At 44.0% G+C, this 15,338-nt stretch carries 21 protein-coding genes; 9 read left to right on the top strand and 12 right to left on the bottom strand.

Annotated features, from left to right (window positions below; translation table 11 throughout):
- The 4 genes from AC6CH7_RS04995 (at window position 1) to AC6CH7_RS04980 (ending at window position 2,626) form a co-directional block, all read left to right on the top strand.
- Window positions 1-795 (top strand): SDR family NAD(P)-dependent oxidoreductase, encoded by a 795-nt coding sequence (locus AC6CH7_RS04995; protein ID WP_498261643.1) that lies wholly within the window; start codon window positions 1-3, stop codon window positions 793-795.
- A 28-nt stretch (window positions 796-823) separates the two neighbouring features.
- Window positions 824-1,831: an SDR family oxidoreductase gene (locus AC6CH7_RS04990; RefSeq protein ID WP_498261642.1), complete on the top strand. Its 1,008-nt coding sequence runs from the start codon at window positions 824-826 to the stop codon at window positions 1,829-1,831.
- Window positions 1,832-2,130: 299 nt separating this feature from the next.
- The gene (locus AC6CH7_RS04985; RefSeq protein ID WP_498261641.1) at window positions 2,131-2,325 is read left to right on the top strand and encodes a hypothetical protein; all 195 of its coding nucleotides are present in this window, start codon (window positions 2,131-2,133) and stop codon (window positions 2,323-2,325) included.
- Window positions 2,326-2,368: 43 nt separating this feature from the next.
- The gene (locus AC6CH7_RS04980; protein ID WP_498261640.1) at window positions 2,369-2,626 is read left to right on the top strand and encodes a hypothetical protein; all 258 of its coding nucleotides are present in this window, start codon (window positions 2,369-2,371) and stop codon (window positions 2,624-2,626) included.
- Between the two features lie 348 nt (window positions 2,627-2,974).
- Here the strand turns inward: AC6CH7_RS04980 and AC6CH7_RS04975 are convergent, their stop codons facing one another.
- From AC6CH7_RS04975 to AC6CH7_RS04960, 4 genes are all read right to left on the bottom strand, one after another.
- Window positions 2,975-3,730: a DNA-formamidopyrimidine glycosylase family protein gene (locus AC6CH7_RS04975; protein WP_498261639.1), complete on the bottom strand. Its 756-nt coding sequence runs from the start codon at window positions 3,728-3,730 to the stop codon at window positions 2,975-2,977.
- Window positions 3,731-4,039: 309 nt separating this feature from the next.
- Entirely contained in the window at window positions 4,040-4,282 is a 243-nt protein-coding gene (locus AC6CH7_RS04970; RefSeq protein ID WP_498261638.1) for a hypothetical protein, read from the bottom strand.
- Between the two features lie 132 nt (window positions 4,283-4,414).
- On the bottom strand, window positions 4,415-4,660 hold the full coding sequence (locus AC6CH7_RS04965; protein ID WP_498261637.1) for a hypothetical protein: 246 nt from the start codon (window positions 4,658-4,660) through the stop codon (window positions 4,415-4,417).
- Window positions 4,661-4,874: 214 nt separating this feature from the next.
- Entirely contained in the window at window positions 4,875-5,459 is a 585-nt protein-coding gene (locus AC6CH7_RS04960; protein WP_498261636.1) for a YciE/YciF ferroxidase family protein, read from the bottom strand.
- Window positions 5,460-5,926: 467 nt separating this feature from the next.
- Between AC6CH7_RS04960 and AC6CH7_RS04955 the strand changes: the two genes are divergently transcribed.
- From AC6CH7_RS04955 to ku, 3 genes are all read left to right on the top strand, one after another.
- Entirely contained in the window at window positions 5,927-6,952 is a 1,026-nt protein-coding gene (locus tag AC6CH7_RS04955; protein ID WP_498261635.1) for a manganese catalase family protein, read from the top strand.
- 288 nt (window positions 6,953-7,240) lie between these two features.
- Window positions 7,241-7,504 (top strand): hypothetical protein, encoded by a 264-nt coding sequence (locus AC6CH7_RS04950; RefSeq protein ID WP_498261634.1) that lies wholly within the window; start codon window positions 7,241-7,243, stop codon window positions 7,502-7,504.
- A 1-nt stretch (window position 7,505) separates the two neighbouring features.
- On the top strand, window positions 7,506-8,279 hold the full coding sequence (gene ku, locus AC6CH7_RS04945) for a non-homologous end joining protein Ku (protein ID WP_498261633.1): 774 nt from the start codon (window positions 7,506-7,508) through the stop codon (window positions 8,277-8,279).
- A gap of 257 nt (window positions 8,280-8,536) precedes the next feature.
- On the opposite strand, the gene AC6CH7_RS04940 is transcribed toward ku, so the two are convergent.
- The 8 genes from AC6CH7_RS04940 to AC6CH7_RS04905 all read right to left on the bottom strand — a co-directional run bounded on the left by AC6CH7_RS04940 (window position 8,537) and on the right by AC6CH7_RS04905 (window position 12,601).
- Complete coding sequence (locus tag AC6CH7_RS04940; protein WP_498261632.1) at window positions 8,537-9,352, bottom strand: DUF4142 domain-containing protein; 816 nt, start codon at window positions 9,350-9,352, stop codon at window positions 8,537-8,539.
- Between the two features lie 236 nt (window positions 9,353-9,588).
- Window positions 9,589-9,741: a lmo0937 family membrane protein gene (locus AC6CH7_RS04935; protein ID WP_498261631.1), complete on the bottom strand. Its 153-nt coding sequence runs from the start codon at window positions 9,739-9,741 to the stop codon at window positions 9,589-9,591.
- Window positions 9,742-9,818: 77 nt separating this feature from the next.
- On the bottom strand, window positions 9,819-10,553 hold the full coding sequence (locus tag AC6CH7_RS04930; RefSeq protein ID WP_498261630.1) for an SRPBCC family protein: 735 nt from the start codon (window positions 10,551-10,553) through the stop codon (window positions 9,819-9,821).
- Window positions 10,554-10,613: 60 nt separating this feature from the next.
- Window positions 10,614-10,910, bottom strand: a complete 297-nt coding sequence (locus AC6CH7_RS04925; RefSeq protein WP_498261629.1) for a hypothetical protein — start codon at window positions 10,908-10,910, stop codon at window positions 10,614-10,616.
- Window positions 10,911-11,002: 92 nt separating this feature from the next.
- On the bottom strand, window positions 11,003-11,266 hold the full coding sequence (locus tag AC6CH7_RS04920; RefSeq protein ID WP_498261628.1) for a SemiSWEET family sugar transporter: 264 nt from the start codon (window positions 11,264-11,266) through the stop codon (window positions 11,003-11,005).
- A 280-nt stretch (window positions 11,267-11,546) separates the two neighbouring features.
- Window positions 11,547-11,855 (bottom strand): hypothetical protein, encoded by a 309-nt coding sequence (locus tag AC6CH7_RS04915; RefSeq protein ID WP_498261627.1) that lies wholly within the window; start codon window positions 11,853-11,855, stop codon window positions 11,547-11,549.
- Window positions 11,856-12,068: 213 nt separating this feature from the next.
- Window positions 12,069-12,272 (bottom strand): hypothetical protein, encoded by a 204-nt coding sequence (locus tag AC6CH7_RS04910; RefSeq protein ID WP_498261626.1) that lies wholly within the window; start codon window positions 12,270-12,272, stop codon window positions 12,069-12,071.
- 128 nt (window positions 12,273-12,400) lie between these two features.
- Window positions 12,401-12,601 carry a KTSC domain-containing protein gene (locus AC6CH7_RS04905; protein WP_498261625.1) on the bottom strand — a complete coding sequence of 67 codons (201 nt, stop codon included), beginning with the start codon at window positions 12,599-12,601 and terminating at the stop codon, window positions 12,401-12,403.
- 727 nt (window positions 12,602-13,328) lie between these two features.
- Between AC6CH7_RS04905 and AC6CH7_RS04900 the strand changes: the two genes are divergently transcribed.
- Window positions 13,329-13,814 carry a YtxH domain-containing protein gene (locus AC6CH7_RS04900; RefSeq protein WP_498261624.1) on the top strand — a complete coding sequence of 162 codons (486 nt, stop codon included), beginning with the start codon at window positions 13,329-13,331 and terminating at the stop codon, window positions 13,812-13,814.
- Window positions 13,815-14,048: 234 nt separating this feature from the next.
- Window positions 14,049-15,206 carry a sensor histidine kinase gene (locus AC6CH7_RS04895; RefSeq protein WP_498261623.1) on the top strand — a complete coding sequence of 386 codons (1,158 nt, stop codon included), beginning with the start codon at window positions 14,049-14,051 and terminating at the stop codon, window positions 15,204-15,206.
- Window positions 15,207-15,338 lie beyond the last annotated feature (132 nt).

The following is a 15,338-nucleotide window of genomic DNA, read 5'->3' as shown; positions in this document are numbered from 1 at the left end:
ATGTTAAGTAAATATGCCCTGATTACGGGTGCTACCAGTGGGATTGGTTATGAACTGGCTAAGCTTTTTGCAGCTGATGGTTATAATTTGGTAATTGTCTCCCGGAACCAGGAAGAACTGGACAATAAAGCAAGGGCGTTTAAACAATATGGGGTTGAATGTATCTGCATTGCAGCCGATCTTTTTGATCCGGGAAACGCTTTTGCCGTCTATGAAAAGGTAGAATCCTTAGGGATAAACATTGAGGTGCTTGTGAATGATGCAGGTCAAGGTGTTTATGGTCAGTTCAGTGAAACCGATATTGATCGTGAGCTGGAAGTCATTGACCTGAATATTTCCTCGTTAGTGATTTTAACTAAGCTATTTTTAAATGGAATGTTGCAAAGGCGGTCAGGGAAGATCCTTAATGTGGCTTCGGTAGCCAGTAAAAGCCCCGGACCATGGCAGTCCGTCTATCATGGCACCAAGGCATTTGTGCTGTCTTTTACTGAGGCGATACGGGAGGAACTGAAAGATACCGGCATAACAGTGACGGCTTTGATGCCCGGGGTAACCGATACGGATTTTTTCAATAAAGCGGATATGCTGGAGAGTAAAGCGGTACAGGATAAATCAGCAATGGCGGATCCTGCAGAGGTGGCGATAGATGGATATCAGGCATTGATGGCAGGACAGGATAAGGTCATTTCCGGCTTAAAAAACAAAGTACAGGTCGCCATGGGCAACCTGATGCCAGACAGTGCGCTTGCCCATCAGATCAGTGAACAGCAGAAGCCTGCTGAGGGCGAGGATTAAATATATTGATAAACTTAAGCTGAATAGGATGAAAGTAGAAAATAAAATTAACCGTCGAAATGTTATTGGTAGCCTGGGTATGGGCATAGCAGCCATGGCTGCCAGTCCGGTATTGGGAGATACACCTGTGGGGTTTGGTGCCTTTTCAGTTAATAAAGAGCTGGAAGACCCTACAACGAAATTTCCAAGGCCGCCGTTTAAAGAACAAAAACAATCCTGGCCAGGGCTTGCCGGTAAAATGGATCCCCGTCCCGATCACGGAGAATTAAGTTACAAAGGCTCCGGACGCTTAATGGGACGCAAGGCCCTGATCACCGGTGGTGATTCAGGAATGGGGCGGGCAGCTGCAATAGCCTATGCACGTGAAGGGGCGGATGTGGCAATTAACTATCTTCCGGCAGAAGAACCGGATGCGAAGGAGGTTATTGAGTTAATTAAAAAGGAGGGACGTAAAGCCGTTGCCATTCCAGGTGATTTGCGCGAGGAGGCTTTTTGTAAACGCCTGGTGGATGAGGCGGTGAAAGGACTTGGTGGACTGGATATCCTGGTTAACAATGCAGGAAGACAACAAACCCGTGAATCCATTCTGGATATCTCTTCTGAAGATTTTGATGCCACCATGAAAACAAATATTTATGCACCATTTTGGATCACTAAGGCTGCTCTGCCACATTTAAAGCCCGGTTCGGTGATCATCTCTACGACTTCAGTACAGGCAACGGATCCTTCTCCTGAACTGTTTGACTATGCGCAAACCAAGGCGGCCAATACCAGTTTTGTACGCTCGCTAGCTAAACAGTTGGGGCCGAAAGGTATACGGGTAAACGGTGTGGCACCTGGCCCTATTTGGACTGCTTTACAGGTAAGCGGGGGGGCAACAATGGAAAAACTTAAAAACTTTGGTGGCGACACCCCTCTGGCCAGACCCGGCCAACCGGCTGAGTTGGGCTCTATCTATGTGCAGCTGGCAGCAAATGATGCCAGTTACGCCACCGGCCAGATTTATGGTGCTGCCGGGGGTGGTGGACAACCTTAAACTGATCATTTTAAAATTAGCATGATGAATAAAGAAGAAAAAAAACAGAAAGGGCCAGACCAGTCTGCAGTATAAACGGCGATGCTGAATTCAAAAACAGGGATATAGGTCCGGGCTTCATATTCGAGAACACCAAGGCGGATTTGGATCACCTGGCATTAACCGTGCAGAGGAGCCCGGCGAAAATAAAGGCGATGAACAAGGGGCCGACCGATCTGCCCCCGGATTGGGGGAGCTTGACGGGACCAACCCGGGATCTAATCATCACCCCATGGACGAGAAAACTAAAAACGATTGATATGGCTAGAAAAGCAATTACGCCATCCACCCCGGTCAGTCCGAGGGATGGTCTGGACAATACAGGAACACAGGGGTATGATTCCCTGAGTGATGATGCTTACACCGGTTCTTCAGACAAGCCGGCTGAAAATCCCGAGGATGAAGAAAGTCATACCGGAAGTTCTTCAGAAGACTTTGAGTCTAAGCAGGAATGAAATCTGATAAAAAATGAAAACGTGATTCAAAAAAATTAAACTGATGGGAAATATAGAAGAAGGATGGGAGCCTTTTGAGGTTCAGGTGACCATTGATGGAGAGCTCAGGCCGTTACTTGTGGTTCCCGACCAGGAAGAAGCTAAATATCAAATTTTCGACCAATATACCTCTTTGGGTATCATGTGGCAGGATCTTGGGGAAACCGGTAAGATATGGTGTGGAGAAGGTGTTGCTGTGAAGGCCTTACTGGTGCCGCTGGGAGAGCAGATCGAAGATTATTTAAATAACAAGCCGGTATAGGACCATGAATATTTATGGTCCCCATCAGCAACCGTCGGCAGTATCCTTGCAGCCTTTAAAGGCAACTTCCATAGCCGCCGTAATGCTGGGCGTTGACCTGGGCGCCTGATTCCAGGAGTAATTTTGCCGCCCGGATGATGCTTGCTGTAGCATGCAATGATCGACGGAGGATATCCCTTTTTCATCCCGTGTATTGAGGTCTGTCCCCCGGCGAATTAGTTCCTGACGGACTTCAATGTTGACGAGCCTTAATGCGTGAATGATAATTTGAGTAGTCTGGATCATTGTTTTGATTTATAATGCGAAAGCAATGCCATTAAGAGTGGCAACCGATGATTGTTTCGCTGATTACGCTGACAGTGCCTTTGTTCTAGCGTAAAGTTTTTGGCACATGGTGCAATAAAATGTTCTTCTTTTGGTCATTCCTAGATAGCCCTTCTCTAAGGGATGTTTAAGAGGGCAAAATTTTCTGGTATTCACCAGCCAGTGTTGTTTAAGTACATAGGCTTTTTTCCACTTCAGGAAATCAAAGCTGTACTGTCTGGCTTCTGTTATAAGCAGTTTCAGTTTGGCCAAGGGTATTGCTTTTACGCTACTTAAAGGATGTATACCAACTCGGTAGAGCACTTCATTTTTTATGATGTTACCCACTCCTGAGAAAATCTGCTGGTCCAGCAAAAGATCACAGATCAGTGCCTCTGGTTTCGCTTTGAGTTTTTTTGAGGCTTTTTTTGGATCCCACTCCTGGGACATGACGTCGGCAGACCAATCATAGCTACAACTGAGATCGCCCTCTATATATTGCAACGAACAGGTATAGAAATTAAGTTCGCCCTTTTTAAAAGATAAAGTTAGTCTGGCCGGGGAGGTTTTTCGTTCGTTGATCCTGTAGGTGCCAAACATCATGAAATGTATTCTGAGGGTAAAATCTTTAAAACAAATCAAAAAGTGCTTGCCCCAGCTTTTGAAAACGGTTACTCGTTGACGGAGCATTCTTTCTTTATCTATCTTAGTATTTCCATTCACAGCAACGACCAATTCACCTTCCAGATGAAGGGAGTCAATTAGCTCTTTTAAAATTACGATAGAGGGCCCTTCAGGCATGTTCAGTTCAGTTAGGCGATTTTATTGTAATATAAATTCAACTTGCTTTTTCCACCCCTTTGATAGTCGTTATTATGGGTTTTATAGGTCGGTCTGTGTTATAATATTGGTAATATATACAAATGGACTGGCAATGACTTCACCCTCCTTTTGAGACTCCATTGCGATAGAAAAGACAGGCAAGTTCAGAATTGTTGGTGCTCCATTCAGTATGCCTGTAAATTTCCACAACCTAATGACGCTGCAAGTTATGGCATATCCAAAAATAAGGCGGTAGTCCCAGTCCTCACGTTTGCTGCTTTTGATCCATTAGGGTGTGATGAGTTTTTCACGGTCATCTTCTCCCTTGTTTCGCGGATTGCCCAGATTGGTTTTTGGCAGATCTTGTTTCGAAATTTCTTTTTCTGCCTGATCGTTTAGGTTTTCCGTTGCGGGCAATTCATGAGATACTCTTCTATCTGTACCGCTGTGGTATTCAGGGACGTTCAGATGCTCTGGTTTTTCAGCATTGTATTCCGCTGAACCGGGTTTTGGTGTATTTCGATTTTTCATGATATTTAATTTGGGATAGTTTTAGATGTCAAAATTCCTGTATTGCAAGGTCGATTCGGAATTTTTGTCTGCAGATTTTCTTCCTGCCATACCTTATCACAATGACCAATCGCACGCAATGAGCTGATGGGGCTAAATGTGTCCCTGACCGTTATTCCATTGTTCATGATACTGAATACCCTCACGGATGGAATTTAGTACTGGCATGTCGAGTTCGCACCCCTCGCTCTCACAGCGAGCGTGGTTTTGCTCATCCAGCTCAATCGTGCCAATGGTCTCTCCATTATCAAAGATTTCATACCTGGCATTACCTAACGGTTTAATGTCATAAAACCTTCCTTTTCCTTCGTTTGCGACTTCTAATCTAAATTGTTCCATAGTCTTATATGTGTAATTAAATTATACCTGAACCTAATTAACAATTTCGAGGCGGGTTGGTTCTGTATTTAATGATTCGGCTCTGAATCCCGTGTGCGTCTAATCCGGTCTACCAAGTGAAAAGGCCAGATTCAATAGTTAATGGTAAACTACATATTGAGGATCTTCAAAACCCCAGAACCGAATAGTTCTGAGGCTTGTTTTGCTCATTTGGTTATTCCGCGGCTGCCTGCTCGTTGATGGAGCTGACCGCAATTTCAGTCAGAGCTACATCTGTTACTTTTTCATTGTCCAGTGTAAACTGTAACAGTTCAGCAGCATCTGTATGGCCCATGTTCTTTGCGAAAACCACAAGCGTGCCGTAGGTAGCAATTTCGTAATGCTCCACCTTCTGTGCTGCAAGGATCAGTCCCGCATCGCGGATCAGGGTTCCCGAGTCGGTGTCTTCGATGATCCCTTCGGCCTCTTTTACCAGACCTTCCATCGCATCACATTTCTTAGCCTGTGGCTTTTCATCCAGGAGCCCGAATACCTGCTCGAGGGTAGCGATGTGCGTTTTAGTCTCTTCTGTGTGTTTTTCGAAAGCAGCCGCAAGTTCGGGACTGGTCGCTGCTTTTTTCATTTTAGGAAGGGCCTTGGATAAATGTTTCTCTGCCCAGTAGATGTCTTTCAGTTCATCTACGAAAAATTCATGAAATTCTGAATTTTCCATTTTTCCTGTCTTTGATTTGTTTCCCAATGAAACGCTGGATGATTTTGATGCGGTTGATGTTCCGCTTTTTTTTGCTGTAGTTGCCATATTCGTGTTTTTTAAGGTAATGTGCTATAGGAACACCGATGTCTCGGATTTGTTTAATCATTTTTCTAAATAGTTTGACGAGCGTTAACGTGCATGCCTTGTTCTTGGAATAACCCGAGTCTGATGCCTGACTTATCTCTAAGTCGGCCGCTATTTCAGCGACAGACCCTGCCAGGGAGAAAGACTGGCCGTAAGGGGGATTCTAGGTGTTGAAGTTTCATAATCAAGTAAAATAGCTATCGGTGAATTAACATCCATGAGGCTGATTGGTTTTATCTTATTTTGCCCGCATCGGAAGGAACTGATTGGGCGGAAGGGATAAATGTCAATTCGAATTCCGGACTTTTGAAAGAAACCCCTTCCAAGACTTCTCCACTGGCTTTAATGAAGAGGTAGGTGCAGGTAATTATCTCAGGATGCGTGTTATACGTGATTTTTGTGCTGACTACGTATAAAAAAACGGGTAGTTGACTTTTAAACTATTACTGCAGAAGATGGTTGTTATTTCAATAGCGCTTATTTATTTACACTTAAACAAAAACACCATGTTTCATCATTCAAAAGATCTTCAATTTAACGCAAGGGTATCCCGCCCTGACCCTGCATTCGCCAATATCCTGCTTGAGCAGTTTGGTGGTGAGAACGGCGAGTTGGCTGCGGCCATGCAATATTTTACACAGGCCTTTGGTGCCAAGCAGCCCCATCCGGATAAGTATGACATGCTGATGGATATTGCCACAGAAGAATTTTCTCATTTGGAGATTGTCGGGGCAACCATTCAGATGCTGCTAAAAGGGGTAAATGGCGAACTTAAGGATGCTGCTGACTCCTCGGAGATTATGCAGGTATTGGACGGTAATGCGGCAAAAGAAAGTATTATTCATGCTGCGCTGACGGCCAACCCGCAGTTTGCGATCATTACTGGCGGAGGGCCCACCCTAAGGAATAGCCAGGGCATTCCATGGTGCGCTTCTTACATCCATTCCAATGGGGACTTAACCGTGGACTTGAGAAGCAACCTGGCATCCGAATCCAGGGCAAAACTGGTTTACGAACACCTAATGAAGTTTACTGATGACCCCTACGTAAAGGAAACCCTGTCTTTTCTGATGACACGGGAAGTAGCACACTATAAGATGTTCGAGGCGGCATTAGAAACCATTCAGCCAAACTTCCCGCCGGGCGTGTTGCAGGCTGATCCGCGTTTTACGCAACAGTATTTCAACTTGTCGCCTGATGAAAGTGAGAGAGGTCCATGGAACGAAGGGGAAATGCCAGGAATGAACAAGTCCTGGGAATATATCGCCGATCCTGCTGACCACATTCGTCAAACTGAAGGGCTGAGTGAGCTGGAAGATGACATGGAGTCTGAGTTAGACAAAATGGCTGAGATAGATCAGGCGATGAGCGAAGAACGTAGTGCCGAAGTTAAAAGCGCTGAACCCAAAGGTACCGCGCAATGGAGCAGCTATTCAGCTGACATTCCAAAATAAATACAGCAGTGCTTTAGGGGGTCGGCGGCGTCCATCCGGTGCCCCCCTCTAGTGTTGCTTTCCTGCTTCCAATCGGAGGACTGGGTTGGATCCCTTGTAGTCGTTTTATACGCTTACAACCGTAAGCTGCTTAACCCATCATAGATGAAAATTGGGCTGTCGCGGGCGATCGAATCTGAACAACAATGTTGGAATCGGTCGTATTAGCTAAAGCACGCAACCAAAGGTAAAACTACTTGCCATCGAAATTGTTATGTGTACATACTTGCAATAATTATAATTATAATTATGGAAAATTATCTGATCAGCATTAGTTTACGAAAAAAGGCATACTTTTTTGAAGTTGGTGAGTACCCGCACCATAACGGAGAAAGCTGTAAAGTTAAGGTGTTTCAGGATGGTAAATTTGTAGCCAGCTTCGAACCCGATTTTCATCAGTATTTGCATATTTGCCAAAATCCAGGAGGTTTGGAAGAGGATGTGCTTTTCCTGTTGGCAGATAGAATCGAAGCGCATCATCCACAAGGTATTAACAAGGACTTAGAAAAATAGTATGAGATCAATATGGAAGGGAACCATTGGCTTTGGATTGGTCAGTATCCCAATGAAATTGTATGCTGCCGTTCAGGCCTCCTCTCTTGATCTGGATATGCTTGACGGGCGAGATCATGCACACATTAAATTTCAGCGCATCAATGAAAATACCCGAAAAGAAGTGCCTTACGAAAAAATTGTTAAAGGCTACCTGTACAAAGAGGATAATTATGTAATCGTCGAAGAGAGCGACTTTGAAGCGGCGGCGCCTGAAAAAACAAAAACAATTGAAATAGAGAGTTTCGTTGACATCGCTTCAGTTAATCCAATGTTTTACGAAACTTCTTATTATGCCGAACCGGAAGCAAAAAGTAATAAAGCTTATGCATTGCTCCTGCAGGTACTCAAAAAATCTAAAAAGGCCGGACTTGCACGTTTTGTGTTAAGGAGCGCTGAAAGTCTGTGTATTGTGCATCCGGTCGGGAATGCCCTGGTGGTTACCCGTATCCGATTTCAGCAACAAATCCGTGACCAGAAAGAACTCAAAATCGGGGATAAGGTTGCCATCAGTAAAAAAGAACTGGACATGGGACTGGCGCTGGTCAATCAATACGCAGAGGATTTTGATGTTTCCAAATATAAAGATGAATACCATACCAAGCTGCTCAAACTCATTGAAGCAAAGGCAAAAGGGAAAAGACCTACCATTAAGAAACTCAAACCCCGTAAGGACACCAGTGATGATTTGTACAGTCAGCTGATGAGTAGTTTAAATACAAAAAAAGGCGCGTAGCAAATTGGGATTAGGAATAGCAGATTCCTCGTGAGGAAAAGGCTTCCAAAGTATTGCCAGTGTATGACGAAGTTTTTCGTCACAGTTTTTCGGCGAAATCTTATGACCAATGGTTAAATAAAACAGCCTGGGGTAGTATTTTCACTAGCCCAGGCTGTTTTATTTCTGTCCTGAAAAGATATGCCATTCGCTGACGTTGAAGCATCCTTGTCATGTCAAGGCTTGTTACTCCCTGATTTTTGTTGCCAGCTCCGGGCTTAATGACTGCCAGCCCCCGCAGGATTTGGTTTGCGCTGCTGCCCGCTCTGATCAGTTTCAGAGATTTGCTTGATCTGTTGTAAGTGGCTGCGTAAAGTTGGCAGGTGTTTGCTCGCAAAAGCTTTTATGTCCGGGTCAGAAGATTTTGTTCCCTGTTTAAACAAAGCTACTGCATTTTTGTGGTCTGCGACCATCATTTCAGTATAAGCGTCGTCAAACTGGGTGCTTTCTAATGCATACAGCTGTTTAAGTGCTGCGGTGACATCTGCTTCATTGACCATTTTCAGGGAATCGTTCCCATCATTCATACTGTTAGCTGCAGAACCTGGCGATGGCTGTACATTTTTCCTTTTCGTCGCAGCCTTATTCGATGTGTGTACTGTACGGATTGACTTGTCCGTTTCGGTAATGCCAGTTGTCACTCTTGATGATCCGGTTGTGCTGCCTGTTGTATTTGCGTTTACGGTTGTTCCAGCAGTGCTGTTTAAGCCTGTCTGAGTGCCGTCTGTTGCTGGTCTGGTGCCAATGGAGCCCGATCCTGACGAAACAGCAGTAGTGTCAGCTGAACTCGGTAGGGTGATGCCTTTGGATTTCGCGATCGCCGTTAGTTCAGCGTTTGCCTTATCATGGTCCTGGGTCATCATGGCTCCATAATCTTTGAGTTGTGCGCGCTGCGCTTTTTGCATCGCCATTTTACCAGCTGCCACTTCTTTCATGCCACTAAGAGCGGCCTGGTTGATGAACTGTTCTGTAGTGATACCCGAAGGCTGGCTTTGTGTCGGCGTCTGGCCGGTAACTGTGACTGTTGCAGTCATCATGGTCATTAGGCAAATGATGTAGTTTTTCATAGTTGAGAATTTTTGAGTTAACAATTCTGGGTTATAGACAGATATTTAACTATAGAACCTGTCTCATGAAGAAAAGTTTTAAAGTTAAATACCTGTTTTTCAGATGTTAATACGCGTTTAAGCGGTTGCTCATCTATTCTTAAATTGAAACTGCTGGCGTCTGGCACCAGGAAATATGCGCCGAATGCCTTGGTTTTTCATGTCTAGGTCGCTCTTCTGATGATGCCCAGAATAATTGCGACAACGGCAATGACAATCAGTATATGAATGATTCCGCCAGTGTAAAAACCGCCAAAGAAACTAATGGCCCAGATGATGACTAAAATGACCGCGATGGTATAAAGTAAATTTCCCATGTTATTTCAAGATTAAAGGTGAAAGGTATCGCAACTTTCATGCGGTTGCGTTTGTTTAAATTAGTAGCAGGATCGATTTATAAAGCAAGTCCTGCGTATCGTTTGAAATCTGTTTCTTCCGCATAGGTTTTGAAGCGTTGAATGTCTTCACGAATCATGCGTTCAAATATGCCATTGAACAGGGAAGTGATGCTTCTGCCGATGCTGCCTGCCGGTGGAAAATAGTCGATTTCTATGTGCAGTTCAGTGCCCGTACCGTTTAAAGCTTCCCTGAATTCTATTTTACCTGCATTGTCGATCATGGAACCTTCCCTAGACTGCCAGCCCAGGTATGATCCTTTTTCTTCCCGGGTAATTTCAGCGTTCCAGTTCAGATCTAATAATCCGCCCGGGGTATTGGCCGTCCAAAGCGAAATTTCTTGGTCGATCTCTTGAACGCTTTTCAGGTGCTTCATGAATTTAGGCAGATTGGAAAGCTCACGCCAGAAGGCGTAGACTTTATCTATATGGGCATTTACAACGATGTCCTCGGTAATGCTGATCGCCTGGGGGTCTGTGGTGTCCTTACCAATTTGTTTGTAAATCGGACACATTCCTGTAGCGCCCCGGTAGAGCATAAGGCCCCCTGCGGCTGCACCCTGAAGGCCGAGGAACGGGTGTTTGCCCATTTTTTTCAGGCTCTTATAGAGCAGCCAACTTCCCGCAAGCAGGGAAATGATTCGTTCGCCCTGATCAATGTTTTCTTTTCCCGTTGTGGCCAGCCCAAAGCCGGTCAGTCGTTCGATGATTTGATTGCTTATTTCGTTTTTCATGTGTAGATGGTTATTCTTTGATTATACTTTGTCGGTGAGGATAAGCGTTAGCTGATCATGTTATGCCGGATCGTCGTCGGGGTTTTCAAAATCTGCATCATCTTCATCCTGATCAGGATCGGTTTCCTGCTTCTCTAAATCGTCATCTTCCTGCTCATCGGTTCCCGGTGCTTCAGTTTCCTCTTCGAGACGGGTACCTTCACCATCGGCAAATTCAGTTTCTCCTGGTGTATAGCCGCTGGATGTTGAAGCGTTCCCGTTATCCTGATTCTCCTGATCCTCGGCCGGATTACGACCAACCTGAAACTGTTCTATGTTCGTAATTTCTTCTTCTGTTAGCTGCTCTTGATTTTTCATAATAATAGATTTTAGACACCTATAACATCGGACATGGTATTATGTTTAATAAATTTTCCAATGGGTCCTCTAACGACCTGGTTGTTGCAGCATTAGTTCGATTTTTTATATTTCCATTTACAATACAGCATGGCTGCATTCAGTATTAGAGAGAAAATATTTGTGGAAACAATCGGGATATCTGACTTTTTTAATCCATAGTTGATCCAAAGTGAATTCCCGGCTATCAAGACGATGAACATCACCAAGGATATATCGGAGGCCTTTTTCTGCTGTATGGTTTTAATCAGTTGAGGAATCACCGATGATGAGGTGAAGATGCCGGCAGTCAGTCCAAGTATTTGAATAAATTCCATATGGGTTTTTTTAATCGGAATTAGATCAGCGCTGTTAAACTCAATAGTTAACATTTATTTCCAATGCAATTTGCGCCTGTTTTTTTCCGGTGATCATAATTTAGTTTTTAGCTGGTGCTGTTTGATGTGATGATGCGGTCCGCTGCAGCAATTAACCATCCCCTTGCACAAATGTTTAAGATTGTTGCAGTGAAAAGCATTTTCTTTATCAGGAAGCAAAAGGTTACCAGCACCACATACCGCATGCAGTGCTTAAGGTTATCAAGTATCCGCAAGTCACTTATAGGGACTGCAAGCCGAGTATTTTAAGCGCCTTATTGTCATCCAGTCCATCGAAAAATTGTTCAGGACCAGTCCGAATACCGGATCTGAGCCTGGTACGCAGGAATGCAGCTTCAGAGCATCCGGACTTCCGAAGATGAGGAAGAGCTGCTGACTCCAGTTTCATAAGTTCTCCGGTAATCAATACTAGCCTGGGGGCCCAAAATACGATGCTTAAGGTAAACATTTGCTTCATGGATGTCCCGGGTTGCGTAAGAATTAGCAGCATCTGAAATCCTAGTCCCTGGATCTGGGGAAGATGTACCACATTCAATGCATTTGTTTCCTGCCATTGCTGATTTCGGCAAGCACATTATGGAAATCAGTTTCCTGTACTTTTAAAAAATGCTCAAGTTTTAAGAAAACTTTAAAAGGGGATACCTCCTGATGATTAGCAAGATCCGTTACACAAGTCCTTTGCCGGCTGGGTATCTTTTGAACATTCAAAGCAGAAACCATGCGTCGCACAGCGGAGATGTGTCTAGTGATCTTGTTGTGGGTAACTGGCGTCTATTGCAGCGCCGATGGCATCTACCTCATGCTGATCCATATTGCCTTCGAGTTGTCTCCAGCGTCGATCTGTATCCTGACTGATTACACCAAGGGTTTCTTTGTTCCGGGTCAGTTTGAAGTTAAACCGATGAGTTGTAAGAATTGAACTATCCTGGTAAGCGAGAACCGTCATAGTCAATGGTTCCAGCCCTCGATTGATTTCCACCGATATGTTAAATGTTTCTTCTTGTTCTTGCATGGTCATTGGATTGGTTATAAGCTAAACACCCAATGAGCGAAATTGTTACGCGAAAGTCGAAGTCATTCAGCTAAATTTTCGTATGGATATACGCCCTTAATATATCTATTGAGATAACGCCCTTTCGACTTGGCGGCGCGGAACGAAAGATAGGTGTTATAAGGCACATCTTTATAATCGTAAACTTGTCCTGACAGGAATACAACGGTAAGTACCCCTCTCTCTTTATCGTATATGATCTTATCTATTACACTTGACGGCATCGCTCAATTGTATTTAACAACTCTTTAACATCCTTAAAGGTAGGTTGTTTCATTTAATACGGAAAAGGGCTGTGCACAGTTATAATATTAACTTCAATTCGATTGAAAGACTTTAGGTACGGTGATTATTTGTCTTCTGTTGATTCATAAATTGATAAAAGTGAACCAAGTCCACAACCAACACGACTTGAGGCATTGGTTAAGCCATAAGAAGAAAGTTTTTCAAATAGTATCTAAGTGACTAAAATTGCTGTATCTCGCAAATCATCAAAATTATCAGCTGGTTGTTCAGTCTGCCGGGCTGTGATAAAACCTGTCAGACAGAGCTGGACCAAAGACATTCCATTGGAAACCGTAAAAACCTCATTAAAAAATTCTTTTTGTGTGGGGTATTTGACGGGAACACTCAGATAGGGTTTGCCCGGCTGGTTGCCGATTATGCCACTTTGCCTAACTTGCTGATGTATTATATATTATGAAGGCACATAGCGGACACTGAACTTATAATCAAGAATTTCCTCAATTGTACTTAATAAATTTTTAGCACAGTGATCACTAGGAGGATGTTGAATCCGGTATCGGTTAATGCTATTGTAGGGACTCTAGCGTGGCTGGATCGATTTCTTGCGCGATTGAGGTCTCCATGTGGAATGGTTGGACTAGATCGATATGACGGTAAATGTAGCAATTTCCTGAATTTAAGGGCCTTTTTATAACAAGGTCAAAAATGCTGTTGTGTTCTTCCGACTCTAAAAGTGATCTGGAGCTAGAAGATCAGGCCAACAGCACCCTAGTTATTCAATTAACTTTGAACAATTTCCCAACATGGCTGTTAATAGAAAAAAAGATCGATATGAACTACGGAAAGAATATTAGTAAACTATTGTGTAAAAACAGTGGTAATTCAGCTTTGGTTGGTACTGCATTGATTGGGGGGGTGATCCTTGGTGCGGCGCTTGCGGTGCTTTTTGCACCTAAAAAAGGAAAGGAATTACGTGAGGATATTTCTGGTGCCGGATATCAATTTAAGGGTACGCTTTCTGAGTTAATGGAGGCTTTGAAATCAAAATTTAGCGGGAGTGAAACTTTCGGGGAGGATAGTAGTGATGACCAGGATACTGCTGTTCGTTCAAAGTTAAAGCCTAAGTCTGACATAGGTGAATTGATACGCGAAGCCCACAAAACAGGCCACGCCCCTGGTCAGAATAGTTAAGACTGACAACTTAATGCCTGCCTGTTCGCAGACCAGGAGGTTACTACTGACACGGTGAATATAACTGATTTGGTCAGGCGGGAAGATGGCGTTCCTTTTCCTCAAGGGCTGGAGCATTGCAGTTAGGAGCAGCTTTCGGTGAATATACGCCTAATCGCCGAAGAGGTATTCAGATATCTGTATCCGGAGATTTATCCTGTTTGCTGCGACCCTCGGGTTGATTACTTTTAATGTATGCTGAAATTACGCCTGATCGCTTTATTAATCTGGCACATAATTCGGGATAAAATCATGGTTATGCAAAGCAAAAATGAACAGATCAGTTCACTGATCGAACTCAATGATGAACTGGAGAATTATTTCCGCAATACCATCATTCCCCAGCTTTTTGTTGATGCGCAGCTGATCCTGCGGAAGTTTACGCCTCCGGCGATGAAGCAGTTCAATCTCGGTAATGAACACATCGGGCAGCCCCTAGTCAATGTAAAAGAGAACTTCAGGTTCCCGACCATCCTGGACAACATACAGCATGTAATTGATTCCAGTGAGATTCTGGAAAAGGAAATTCAAACGACCGACCGGCGCTGGTACCAGATGAATGTGCTGCCTTATATTGTCCAGAAAAGTGGCAAGACTGATGGGGTGATTATTACTTTTATTGACATCACTGCTCGGATCAGAGACCTGAAGGAGCAGGAAAGGCTCATTTCTGAACATGAATTGCTGCTGGATACCATCGCTCATGACATTAAAAATCCCCTGACCTCACTTGGGCTTACCATAGAATTGCTTAAAAAGCTTCCTGAAAAAGGAATGGCTAAATTTCCGGTGCTGCTCAGCAAGGTGGAAGTCAGCCTAGTTAAAATGAAGGATATTATCGCAGATTTGGTGCATAACCGATGGCAGGGGCAAAGATACCAGGCGGTAGAAGAGCTGCTCGATTTGCAGAATATTCTGGAAGATGTTCGGCTGACCTTGTCTGCCCAGTTACAGGAATCAAAAGCCGTGCTTAAGGTTGAAATTGGTATGTCCGAAATAACGTTTGCCCGGCGTAAACTGCGCAGCATCCTGTATAACCTGGTGAGTAATGCGATCAAATACAGTGCTGTTGACCGGGTGCCGCAGATCCTGATCAAATCAATTGAGCAGGACGGTTTCATGGTGATCAGCGTTACTGATAATGGGATCGGTATTGATAAACAGCATCAGCATTCTATTTTTGAGAAGTATAACCGGGTTGCGCGTACTGTTGAAGGGAATGGTGTCGGCTTGTACCTGGTCAAGCAGACATTGGAAACTTCTGGTGGTAAAATTTCGGTAAGCAGTACGCCAGGGGTAGGTTCGGTATTCAGCGTGTTCCTCCCCTTGGCTCAAGAGTCTGTTTTGGGTTAGTGTCATTTTGGTAGTGTAAACCAAATGTTGTATGCCAATGACAGTAACCATTTCAATGAAAAGTAGAACAAATTAGAATTACGTTCAAGCAGGCTTATGGTTTCCATAGTTCTCATTTTACAGAGAACCTAT

The organism is Pedobacter sp. GQ55 (assembly GCF_059758925.1).
This window is presented reverse-complemented; position numbering and strand designations above follow the sequence as displayed.

Bases quoted from the DNA above. Each gene is read 5' to 3' on its own strand.
- AC6CH7_RS04995 (WP_498261643.1), top strand. From the start codon at position 1: ATGTTAAGTAAATATGCCCTGATTACGGGTGCTACCAGTGGGATTGGT.
- AC6CH7_RS04990 (WP_498261642.1), top strand. From the start codon at position 824: ATGAAAGTAGAAAATAAAATTAACCGTCGAAATGTTATTGGTAGCCTG.
- AC6CH7_RS04985 (WP_498261641.1), top strand. From the start codon at position 2,131: ATGGCTAGAAAAGCAATTACGCCATCCACCCCGGTCAGTCCGAGGGAT.
- AC6CH7_RS04980 (WP_498261640.1), top strand. From the start codon at position 2,369: ATGGGAAATATAGAAGAAGGATGGGAGCCTTTTGAGGTTCAGGTGACC.
- AC6CH7_RS04975 (WP_498261639.1), bottom strand. From the start codon at position 3,730: ATGCCTGAAGGGCCCTCTATCGTAATTTTAAAAGAGCTAATTGACTCC.
- AC6CH7_RS04970 (WP_498261638.1), bottom strand. From the start codon at position 4,282: ATGAAAAATCGAAATACACCAAAACCCGGTTCAGCGGAATACAATGCT.
- AC6CH7_RS04965 (WP_498261637.1), bottom strand. From the start codon at position 4,660: ATGGAACAATTTAGATTAGAAGTCGCAAACGAAGGAAAAGGAAGGTTT.
- AC6CH7_RS04960 (WP_498261636.1), bottom strand. From the start codon at position 5,459: ATGGCAACTACAGCAAAAAAAAGCGGAACATCAACCGCATCAAAATCA.
- AC6CH7_RS04950 (WP_498261634.1), top strand. From the start codon at position 7,241: ATGGAAAATTATCTGATCAGCATTAGTTTACGAAAAAAGGCATACTTT.
- ku (WP_498261633.1), top strand. From the start codon at position 7,506: ATGAGATCAATATGGAAGGGAACCATTGGCTTTGGATTGGTCAGTATC.
- AC6CH7_RS04940 (WP_498261632.1), bottom strand. From the start codon at position 9,352: ATGACTGCAACAGTCACAGTTACCGGCCAGACGCCGACACAAAGCCAG.
- AC6CH7_RS04935 (WP_498261631.1), bottom strand. From the start codon at position 9,741: ATGGGAAATTTACTTTATACCATCGCGGTCATTTTAGTCATCATCTGG.
- AC6CH7_RS04930 (WP_498261630.1), bottom strand. From the start codon at position 10,553: ATGAAAAACGAAATAAGCAATCAAATCATCGAACGACTGACCGGCTTT.
- AC6CH7_RS04925 (WP_498261629.1), bottom strand. From the start codon at position 10,910: ATGAAAAATCAAGAGCAGCTAACAGAAGAAGAAATTACGAACATAGAA.
- AC6CH7_RS04920 (WP_498261628.1), bottom strand. From the start codon at position 11,266: ATGGAATTTATTCAAATACTTGGACTGACTGCCGGCATCTTCACCTCA.
- AC6CH7_RS04910 (WP_498261626.1), bottom strand. From the start codon at position 12,272: ATGACGGTTCTCGCTTACCAGGATAGTTCAATTCTTACAACTCATCGG.
- AC6CH7_RS04905 (WP_498261625.1), bottom strand. From the start codon at position 12,601: ATGCCGTCAAGTGTAATAGATAAGATCATATACGATAAAGAGAGAGGG.
- AC6CH7_RS04900 (WP_498261624.1), top strand. From the start codon at position 13,329: ATGCTGTTGTGTTCTTCCGACTCTAAAAGTGATCTGGAGCTAGAAGAT.
- AC6CH7_RS04895 (WP_498261623.1), top strand. From the start codon at position 14,049: ATGCTGAAATTACGCCTGATCGCTTTATTAATCTGGCACATAATTCGG.